Consider the following 9,963-nt stretch of genomic DNA (forward strand, 5'->3'; position numbering starts at 1 on the left):
TTGATATCCCAGCCTTAATCTCGTAATAAATTCGTCAGTATTACGATTGCCCCAAACGGGATTACTAGGGTTCTTAGTCCAGTTGATTGAACTATGACAAATCTCATCATGACAACGGTAGCACGTAGGAAATGTTGATACTCCAATAACGTCATTGCCATAATAAGCGTGATGGATCTCTTCACTTTTTGACGTCAGACAGACTACGCAATAATTGTGAGTTTTTCGGTGAGCGATCGCTACTTGTTTTCTGTACTCTTTGGGATTACCATATCGAGCATTCCAGTTTAATTGTCTGGGTAGCCGAGATTTTCCAGCAGTAGGGTAACGCCCTTTTCGTTTAACTCTTGCCCCGTTAATTCGTGCCACTTCTGTTTGATTTCCTGAAAATGTGGTCTTCTTCCTAATTCTGTTGCCCAAAGTCTAATTTCTTCATACCAGTCAATCTGCTGTTGTGAGGGTTGCTGATTATTTTTAGAACTAGCAAGAGTGTCATCATTCGGTTTGGAATCTTGTTTTTGTTCCATACCCTTGATATCAAATTCCGGGATTAGGGCAACAAAGGGATTAGACCGAGTCGGAATCACTAGGGCATATCGAACTCCGGCTTTATCTAACATTTCGCAAGCTTGTCGTAAGATTTCCAAAATCTCCTTTTTAACATTTACAAAGTCCTGGGGATGGTCAAGGATATAATTCGATGTCTGTCCCATAGCGATAAAACACACATTTTTCAGAGATGGGCGACTAAATCCGGTTTCCCCTGACAGTGGGGACTGCCCCATGAAGATTCCATGTCCTTTGAGTCCGGCGGTGAATTTGATGACATAGTTCCAAAAACCCTGCAAATCTTTGGCGGTATCAGCATCAACCATTCCCGGTAATCCCTTACCACCCCCATAGACGCTATCAACCTCGTCTTGAGCAAATAATAATTCCGGGACACCGTGACATTCACCACCAACAATTGATACTCTGGCTTTCTGCTTGTCAATTTGGTCTGTGGCAAAAGTAATCCAATTTTTTAATTCTTTCATGCCGTCAAACTTACGGCTAAACTTGCACAGCCATCTGGTGACATCATCTTTGGGATCGCTGCCGATAACAATTGCCGGACTTTGAGATGATGATGCAATTTTATTGATAATTACCCCTGCCAGAGTAGACTTCCCAGACTGAGTGCCACCAGAGAGGTAAAAATGATGATTACTGCGAAGGGTCATATCATGATTACATGCAGCATTACACAGTTCATCAATCCAAGCACCATCAATGCGAATGTAGTCAGGATAATTTGCTGCGATTGCTTGCAGAATTTTCATCGCACCCGGATTAATCACGGACTGCACATCCTCTTCATCGATGTCAGCAATATCGGCATTGGGAATACCAGGACGTGGGGGTAATTGTTGTGCTGGTGGTTCAGGAAGTGTCACCAATCCTTGTAACTGATATTCAGTTATCCACCGGGGTCTTTCACTAACGGGGAGACGATTTACATAGTCAGCAACTTGGCGCTTGGCTGCGATCGCAGTCGTCACATAATCATAAGCCGCTTGTCCTTGCAAATGCTGTTTGAGTGCTTTGAGGTCAGCTTCTTGCAAAGACTTGTAAACTTTTTCTTTACTTTCGCTGATTTGAGCAGATACACCAAACAAGCCAGCACTAAGTGTCCCAGCACCGAGCAGCATTCCGGTTGTTACTCGGTCAGTATTTAAGAAAAAAGGAGCGGACAAACACATTACTGCTGACACTCCCAAAGAACATAAAATAGTTCGCTCTGCATTAATCACAGCGCTAGAACTTAAGCGCTCTAATTCAAATGTCATTTACCTGACTCCCAACGCGACACCAGCACTAACTAACATCAAGAATACACTCGTAAATATCACCCCAGGCATCAGTCCGATAGTGAAAGTTTTTCGATTGAATCCGTAACCTTTAGCAACTAATCCACCAAAATTAAATAACCCCAAAGCCAAACAACAAACGCACACCATGCCAATAATCCACAGCACAAACCGACTAATGGGACTGGCAACTGATAAATAGCCCATGAACATAGACATTCCAATCCCGCATACTCCGTAACCAATATGAGATAACTTAATTTCCATCATTACCTCCTAAAACCTGAATGAATCCCCTACTTCATCAAATGCTTTCTCGTATCCCCCCAACTGCCGCTGTTGTTCAATAGAACCAAAGGCATGGCGAATCACCGCTTCTCCATGTAACGCCCTGGTACGCTGCAAATCTTCCTCAACTTTCATCGCTTCTTGGGAGTAAGCAAGTTGGTTTTTATACATCTCTGCCAAGGATTGTAACTGCTTAAGCTGGTGGCGAGAAAACTTTGTATGTAACCACTTCTGTGCTTTCAAAGTTCCTGCCACCTCCGCTGAGTCCAACACTTGCTGTGCTGTAGTATACGCTGGTAAAGAATAGCGTTCGCGGATTGATGAAGGGAGATTTCCTTCAATTTGGGTAGCATCTCCCACTCTCAAATCTGTTGAAACTACACCATCATTTTTGCTACCGAATAGACCAGGAAGCCATTTACCTAACATTACTATACGTCTCCTGAATTTGTTGAACCTGTTGACCGATATAACGATAAATACCGTAGATGCCGATGAACGAGAACATCAAAATAGCGAAGGCAGCAATCACCCCTTGAGCCATCAAACCTCGCTGCATCAGTTCTTCAACTCTGTTAGCATTTTGCGATCGCACTTTCGATTCATCAATAAGTTGCTGGACGATTAGAAATTCCTCGTTCGTGAGGTTTTTTAATGTCAGTCCCGACAGATTCAACTCGCCGTCCTTCTTCAGGTGAATAAATAATTGTCTGTGACGAGTTTGTTCTTGTTGCTCCATACATTGCCACGCCCAATACAAGAGTTAATAGCAGCAGATTGAGTCCTGCTGCTAATCCAATCAATTTATTCGGCTGCATCCTTTGAGTTAGCGCCGAAAATACCCGCAACGAGTTGTTTACCGACTTCACGAAAGGATTCCACGTCAGCTTCTTCCTCCATCGCCTTAGAGACAAACTTACTTACCACGTCCTTAGGGGCATTGCGAATCGTTGATAACAACTGGTCAGCTTTATCAGTTGTGTAAGCGTCAATCCCGGCGTTAAGAACATCCTCCAAGGATTGAATTTCAAGGTTTGAAACCTGAGATGCATGGGCGATCGCTCCTTGCAATGGAGGAGTGGATTTCCGCCGGGGGGAGCTTTTACCTAACTTGCCATTGCTATTCTTGGACTTGCCATTAGCAGTGGTAAGGGCAGTTGATTTCTTGGCTTGTGCAACTTGAATTGCCACTTCTTGGGCTTCGGCATCATTCAAATTATCAACATCCATACCAATAGCTTGGGCAACAGATAAAATCTCCTCCTCATCAAACTCAATCCCTTGCAAAGTGAGTATTTGTTTGATTTTCTCCATTTTATTTTGTTTCTTGTATGGTACTACACCATTAATATAGTCTAATATTAGCTACATATCACATAAGAACCGGAAAATATTTATTTGTAGGGTTCTTGTCCCATAACCAATCTCATTTGATAATCTGGGTGATTAAATATGGATGCAACAATGCCTAGAACAAAAGCACAGGGAATGACCAGAATTGAACTTTACGTGCCAACAGCACTCTTTGAAGAAGCAGAAGAACTAGCCGACTTTGAGGGGTGGAAATTATCAGAACTGCACCGTGTATTTTGGGAAAACGGTTTTGGCGTTTATGTTGAGCGCAGTAATAAAAGAATGGTTAACAAACGTCTTCGTTCCAAGGTAATAAACGACACTGAGGCTGTAGAAGACTAAGAAAGACGGAGCGCCCAGGGAAAACCTGGGCATTAGATTATCAAAACAGAATTCAGCTATTCTGGAGCCAGGAGCCAAAATACAAAAGAGGTATTTTGTGCGACACAACGAATAGCGGTAGTTGAATCTCGACTTACCTCGGCTTCGCTCGGCACAAGTCGCTCGATTATCGCGTAGCCGAAACTCAGTGCATCGCTGGTAGATAGCGCAGCGTCAAGATTGCTGACGGATGTATTCAGAATAGCTCAATTCTTCTTTAATGGAGGCAATATGTATCAAGATATGTATAACCTTGCTTGGGTAAAAACAGCTTGCGAACACGTCTTAGGTAAAAGCATTAGTATTAGAGCTTGGCGAAAATGGTTAAGGATATGTGGTGTACAGCAGTACGCCCGACAGGTGAGATTGAAAGAATGCTGCTATTTGTTAGGGCTTGCATATCTCAAAAGTCAAAACCTGTTCAAAAAGTATTCTTTGTCAGACGTTTCATTGTTACTCAAAAACGATCAACAGCGGTTTGCCCAATTTGGTATCGACTTAGAAGAACCAGATTTTCCGTTATCGGGGCGAGAACTTCCGAATTATATCTACGACAGAACAAGGCGTAAAATCAGCTTGCGAACTGTGTATCGTTGGGCTGAAAAACACAGTATTCCCTTCTCTGTATCGAGAATTATTCCCCCACAAGAACTAATTAGATGGCTGGAATTAGGAAATGCGGCATCAATAAGATGAATTCTGAATTCAGAACCAAGAATTAAAACGCTCTCTACCAAACTCTAGAAAGCACGACTTTTTTGGTCAAAATATCGGTTTTTGTTTCCTGATTTCTGACTCCTGACTCCTGAATTCTAATTTCTAGCCGCTCTTTTTTTTACACTGCTCTGTCGCAAAGCGGCACAGAATTTCGGCAGGTATGCCGTGACATCCAAAAACCTTGCTGTGTATAGATGTCACAAAAAGCGGCATGATGTTGGCAACACCCAGAACCCTTGTGTTTCCGTTAATGTCACAAAAAGCGGCACAGTTAATCTGTGACATCAGTGTGCAGGGACAGTACTCAAAGCCATACAGAATGGGTGTCACACGAAAAGCGGCCCACTTGACGAAAAAAACAGGAATAAAAAAAAGCCCCGTTTTTGGGCATAAACTAATAAAAAAAATTATATTTCCTTGGCATTTTTTTTCATAATCCCATTGCCCAGATGAAAAAGTGTAATCTTTTGTATAAGTTATTGAAACAGAGGAAAGTCGGTGGCATGGTTAATCTGCGAACTTGATGTCACTGGACAGCACTCAACCGGTTGAGAAATTTAACAGCAGCCGTTGGTGCGCCGCATGCCATGTACGCCTGTGGAGAGGTTTGAGTATGGAGTTAGTCGTTCTTCTGAATAAACCATTGCAGCACTTGCAGCAGATTCGTTAAAAAAAGAAATTATATATCAAGCTGTCGTTGAAAAAATTTCCGCATAATTTATATTTTCAAAAAATTTTTCTTCTATTTAGATTCTGACTGTTTACGGACTAACTAACAAGTGCTTTAACCTTGTATATCGCTTTTGGTCATCAGTCGAACGCACTGCCAAAGATATGGCTTTTTTAGACCCAACAACGATCGCCAGCTTCTTAGCACGAGTCAACCCAGTGTAAAATAAGTTACGTGACAGCATCATGTAATGTTGCATGTAGAGTGGCAGAATCACTACCGGATATTCTGACCCCTGGCTTTTATGTATGGTAACGCTCCACGCTAGAGTAATTTCGTTCAAGTCAGCATAGTCGTAAACCACACTACGTCCACCATACTGCACCGTAACTTCTTGTTCAACACTATCTATGTCAGTGATAATTCCCAAATCCCCATTGAATACTTCACGCTGATAATCATTCATTTGTTGAATGACGCGATCGCCCATCCGCAGTGTCATCCCGCCCCTATTTATCTCCACTTTGGACAATGTAGGCGGATTTATTAACTGCTGCAACACGGTATTAAGGTTGCGAGTACCTACAACTCCCCGTGTCATCGGGCAAAGCACCTGAATATCAGTCGCCGGATTGAAGCCTAACCGGGGAATCAGGTCAGTAATTACCTCGCAAATTGCTTGTACCCCGTGTTCCGGCTGATGTCCGCCACCATGCCACAGGCAATCAGACACAGGATTGTCAGATATTGGCTCAATTGTGGGATAAATTCCTCGGTTAATTTGGTGAGCAGTAGTGATAATGGCAGAAGTTTTAGCTTGGCGAAATACCTGGGTCAATCGCACCACGGGAACTCGCCCAGAATTAATCAGGTCAGCAAGTACCTGACCTGCTCCCACCGACGGTAACTGGTCAATATCCCCAACCAACAACAGTTGTGCGCCTTCTGCTACTGCTTTGACTAAGGAGTATGCCAGAAATAAGTCCAACATACTCGCTTCATCAATGATAATTGCTGTATGGGGTAAAGGATTGTCGCTGTCACATTTAAATCCCCTTGTGCTGGGGTCAAATTCCAACAAGCGGTGTATGGTCTTTGCTTCAAGTCGGGTCATCTCGCCTAATCGTTGTGCAGCCCGACCCGTTGGTGCAGCTAGAGCAATAGATTTACCCATCGCTTTCCACAGGCTGACTATTGTATGGGTGGTGAAAGTTTTTCCAACGCCTGGCCCACCAGTCAAAATCATGAAGGAGGAGTAAGCTGCTGTTTCTACTGCTTGCTGCTGTTGCGGTGAGAGTTGAATTTTATGACTAGCAGTAAAGCGCTCAATCCAGGCACGGACACGGGGAATGTCCTGTACAATCGGTTGACTTAAGCGCCCAGATATTAGTTGTGCTAGGTTTTGCTCAGTATGAAAGTAAGTTGGTTTGTAACACAGCAGAGTTTGGTCTGGAATTTTCTCTCTGATTAACTCATCCCGTAATGCCATGTCTTTGATAGTTATTGCGATCGCCTCTTCTGTTGGTTGATGCTCCTCAGTAGTCAACAGTTTAATTACGTTCTCAGTCAGTTCTCGCTGTGGTAAGTAACAATGTCCATCCTCGGCAGCTTCGCTCAAAGCATGGACAAGTCCAGCACAATATCTGAATTCGCTATCAGGTGCAACTCCCAAGTTACGAGCAATCTTATCAGCAGTCAGAAAACCAATACCGTAGATATCGGCTGCTAACTGGTAGGGATTATGGGTTACTGTAGCGATCGCTTTGTCTTGGTATTGTTTGTAAATCTTGACTGCATAAGTGGTTGAAACACCGTGGCTTTGTAGAAATACCATTACTTCTTTAATGGCTTTCTGAGTTGACCAAGCGTTTTTGATGAGAGTGATCCGCTTTTTGGCGATGCCTTGGACTTCAATCAGTCGGTCAATTTGGTTTTCGATGATGTCTAGGGTTTCTAAACCGAAGTGAGCGACAATACGTCTTGCTGTGACTGGGCCCACGCCTTTAATCAGCCCACTACCGAGGTATTTCTCAATCCCTGTGATAGTGGCTGGTTTGGTTTCCTTGTAGTTAACAACTTGAAACTGTGTCCCAAATTGAGGATGGTCACGCCAGAAACCAGTTAGTTGTAAAGTTTGACCTGGTTGGATATTGGCGAAGCTGCCGACAATTGTTGTGAGTTCGGTGCTACGGGGGCGGGTCAGTCTTGCCACTGTGTAACCCGATTCAGCAGAGTAAAAAGTTAGGCGTTCTACGACTCCGGTGATTGTTTCGTGTTGGGGAAAAGCGCTTACTTGTTGAGGAAAAAGATTAGGGGGAGTGGACATTGCTATAAGAAGATGCCGCAGACTATTATAGTACCGGAATTTCGTTCATCGTAGTACATAAATACTAAGTTAGCTTCCCAGCATTAGTGTCATCGAAAACTCACCCTAATTTCTCCGATTAGCTTAACTTACTTCTATGAAACAATTTGTAAAAGTAAGAATATTGAATTTATTTACTTATAGCAATAACTTTGTCAATTTCTTGCAATTTTTGCTGCAAAAGAGAGCGTATTTCGTGAAGCTGTTTACTACTAGCTCTTTTGAGCAAATCTCCAGAAATTCCATTAACTTTTTGAAATATTATTTTTATCTCTTTTAACTCTTGCTCATTTGACTTTAAATACTTGATCTTAATTTTTTTAACTAGTTCACGAGTTTCTGTTACTGTCAGATTTTTCTTTAAGACTTCATCTGTTGCTGCAATCCGTTCGGACGCTGCTTGATTTTCGGAGATGTCTAATGCCTTGGCAGAGAGAGTTGCCAATGCTAAAGCATGAGCGCCTTTGAGTCCGTGCTGCCTGATTGCCTGTTTTAAATCTTGAGGCAGATAAAGCATTGGCATTAGATTAGCTTTCACAGAACTAGGATTTAACCCCAACTCTAGTAGCACTAGTAGTAGACTCTGTTCTTTAGTTGTAATGTCCAGTAGTTCTAAGCCCTGTTGCTGTTCATCGACGCTAACAGCCATTAATTTTGCTAGCTCTTTACTATTTCCATCTCTTTCTATTCTTTTAATCACTGTTCCCAACATTGTGGAAACTTCATCCATTGACAAATTAGCGGACTTGATTACTTCTTTAAATACTGCCTCTGCTTTATCTAAAGGATTCAAGTCTTCAAAGCCAAGAAAAGTTAGTAATGCAGATTGATCTAAGTCTTTAGGCATCGCCACTATTACTGCACGAATAGTTGACCACCCTAGCAATTTAGCTCCTTCAGTACGGAGTTGACCATCTAGTAAAGTATAACGGCCGTTGCCCTGTGGTACAAGAATTACTGCTGATATCTGCCCATGTTTTTTTAATAACCGTGCTTTTGCTTGTATCAGTTCTGGTGTAATTGTTTGCCGAGGTTGATGAGGGTTAGGATCGATTAGAGCTAAATCAATTTCTGTTTCTCCTGATTGATTTTGAAGTTGTTCTCGGAGATTTTTCAATTCCTTTTCTAAATCTGGAGATTGCGCGGCTCTCAGTTTTTCTATCTCTGCCTGAAGTTCAGAAATTTTTTGCTCTTGCTCTGTTTTTTGAATTGCACCGCTGAATTTATTAGCAATTTTAGGCAATACCACGATTATTTCTTCTCCTTAATTAAAGCTACTAAATCATCTGTAATTTGCTTAAAATCCTTACAAGCAGGATGTTTGGGACGATATTTTTGTAAAGGTAAGCCGTGGGCACTAGCATTTTTGAATTCATTTGAGTTGCGAACTTTCGGATAAAGCTTCAAATGTAAATGCTCGGCAATCTCTGGTAATTGCTCTAAATATTGCCTGTGCATTGCCACCGTATCATCATACATACTTGGCACAAACCCCAAAATTGGTGGACGAGGTTCTAACTGTAACTCATCACCTGTTGAAATGCACCATTCTACTAATTCTGCTGAACCAGAAATGGCTTTCATTTCCAATTGCACTGGGACTAGTACATGGGTTGAAGCAGCTAAAGCATTAACATTTAACATTCCCAAAGTAGCAGGACAATCCAAAATTATTAGGTTCTGAGGTAAAGGGTAATTTTTTAAGCGATCGCTGAGTGCGTACTCCCCTCGTTTCCGGATTACTAATTCGTTTGCCATTTCAGCCAATAGCGGATGTCCTTGACAAACTTGAATTTTTGATGATTCCCAAACTGAAACTAAATCCCATTCACCATGAAAATCTTTTGATAGAACTTTGACTAAAGTACTTGATACTTGAGCAGGTGGCAATCCACAAAATACATCCAAAGACCGTTGTGGATCTAAGTCAATTATGACCACCGAAAAGCCACGCAAACCCATTTCATATGCAATGTGTACGCTAAGTGTCGTTTTGCCTACTCCACCTGCATTAGCTATAAGTGAGAGAACTATCTGCTTCATATTGAGTTTCCGTGTCGGATTTCAAAATCCGACATTCCGTTGGGAAATAATGTACATTATCTAGTTAAATTTGTCATTCTTTGATGTCGAATTTCAAAATCCGACATATCTCTTGATGAGAGAAACCTTACATGATGTTGGTCTGGCTAACGAATTACAAAAAGTACTAAGTGGGGAATATCAGCCAATACTAGCTGGCAAACAATCAGAAGTGAAAGTAGAAGTGCTGAAAGTTGTGCTAGAGGGGATGGGTGCATTATTCGGGCATCAATTACCAAAAAAATTAACCATTTTAG

At 42.0% G+C, this 9,963-nt stretch carries 11 protein-coding genes and 1 pseudogene; 3 read left to right on the forward strand and 9 right to left on the reverse strand.

Going from position 1 to position 9,963, the window contains the following annotated elements; all coding sequences use genetic code 11:
* The 6 genes from LC605_RS28455 to LC605_RS28480 all read right to left on the reverse strand — a co-directional run.
* Positions 1 to 369, reverse strand: a 369-nt coding sequence (locus LC605_RS28455; RefSeq protein ID WP_229550811.1) for a hypothetical protein, incomplete at its 3' end; no start/stop codon positions are given.
* A complete protein-coding gene (locus tag LC605_RS28460) occupies positions 288 to 1,829 on the reverse strand; it encodes a hypothetical protein (RefSeq protein ID WP_229550801.1) in 1,542 nt (513 codons plus the stop codon). The genes LC605_RS28455 and LC605_RS28460, both read right to left, overlap by 82 nt.
* Positions 1,830 to 2,120 (reverse strand): hypothetical protein, encoded by a 291-nt coding sequence (locus LC605_RS28465; protein ID WP_229550802.1) that lies wholly within the window; start codon positions 2,118 to 2,120, stop codon positions 1,830 to 1,832.
* A gap of 6 nt (positions 2,121 to 2,126) precedes the next feature.
* The gene (locus LC605_RS28470; RefSeq protein WP_229550803.1) at positions 2,127 to 2,567 is read right to left on the reverse strand and encodes a hypothetical protein; all 441 of its coding nucleotides are present in this window, start codon (positions 2,565 to 2,567) and stop codon (positions 2,127 to 2,129) included.
* On the reverse strand, positions 2,557 to 2,877 hold the full coding sequence (locus LC605_RS28475; RefSeq protein ID WP_229550804.1) for a hypothetical protein: 321 nt from the start codon (positions 2,875 to 2,877) through the stop codon (positions 2,557 to 2,559). Before LC605_RS28475 ends, LC605_RS28470 begins: the two co-directional genes overlap by 11 nt.
* 65 nt (positions 2,878 to 2,942) lie before the next feature.
* Positions 2,943 to 3,452: a hypothetical protein gene (locus LC605_RS28480; RefSeq protein ID WP_229550805.1), complete on the reverse strand. Its 510-nt coding sequence runs from the start codon at positions 3,450 to 3,452 to the stop codon at positions 2,943 to 2,945.
* Positions 3,453 to 3,602: 150 nt separating this feature from the next.
* Here LC605_RS28480 and LC605_RS28485 point away from each other — a divergent pair, with 150 nt between their 5' ends.
* Both LC605_RS28485 and LC605_RS28490 read left to right on the forward strand, forming a co-directional pair.
* On the forward strand, positions 3,603 to 3,833 hold the full coding sequence (locus LC605_RS28485; protein WP_229550806.1) for a hypothetical protein: 231 nt from the start codon (positions 3,603 to 3,605) through the stop codon (positions 3,831 to 3,833).
* A gap of 270 nt (positions 3,834 to 4,103) precedes the next feature.
* On the forward strand, positions 4,104 to 4,568 hold the full coding sequence (locus tag LC605_RS28490; RefSeq protein ID WP_229550807.1) for a helix-turn-helix domain-containing protein: 465 nt from the start codon (positions 4,104 to 4,106) through the stop codon (positions 4,566 to 4,568).
* A gap of 782 nt (positions 4,569 to 5,350) precedes the next feature.
* Here LC605_RS28490 and LC605_RS28495 read toward each other — a convergent pair.
* From LC605_RS28495 to LC605_RS28505, 3 genes are all read right to left on the reverse strand, one after another.
* Positions 5,351 to 7,585 (reverse strand): ATP-dependent RecD-like DNA helicase, encoded by a 2,235-nt coding sequence (locus LC605_RS28495; protein ID WP_229550808.1) that lies wholly within the window; start codon positions 7,583 to 7,585, stop codon positions 5,351 to 5,353.
* Between the two features lie 169 nt (positions 7,586 to 7,754).
* Positions 7,755 to 8,873 carry a ParB N-terminal domain-containing protein gene (locus LC605_RS28500; RefSeq protein WP_229550809.1) on the reverse strand — a complete coding sequence of 373 codons (1,119 nt, stop codon included), beginning with the start codon at positions 8,871 to 8,873 and terminating at the stop codon, positions 7,755 to 7,757.
* 2 nt (positions 8,874 to 8,875) lie between these two features.
* Positions 8,876 to 9,667: a ParA family protein gene (locus LC605_RS28505; RefSeq protein ID WP_229550810.1), complete on the reverse strand. Its 792-nt coding sequence runs from the start codon at positions 9,665 to 9,667 to the stop codon at positions 8,876 to 8,878.
* Positions 9,668 to 9,782: 115 nt separating this feature from the next.
* On the opposite strand from LC605_RS28505, the pseudogene LC605_RS28510 reads away from it, so the two are divergent.
* Positions 9,783 to 9,963 (forward strand): annotated as a pseudogene (locus LC605_RS28510) (hypothetical protein); the annotation flags it as partial.

This window comes from Nostoc sp. CHAB 5836 (genome assembly GCF_020829445.1).
Taxonomy (GTDB): domain Bacteria; phylum Cyanobacteriota; class Cyanobacteriia; order Cyanobacteriales; family Nostocaceae; genus Nostoc.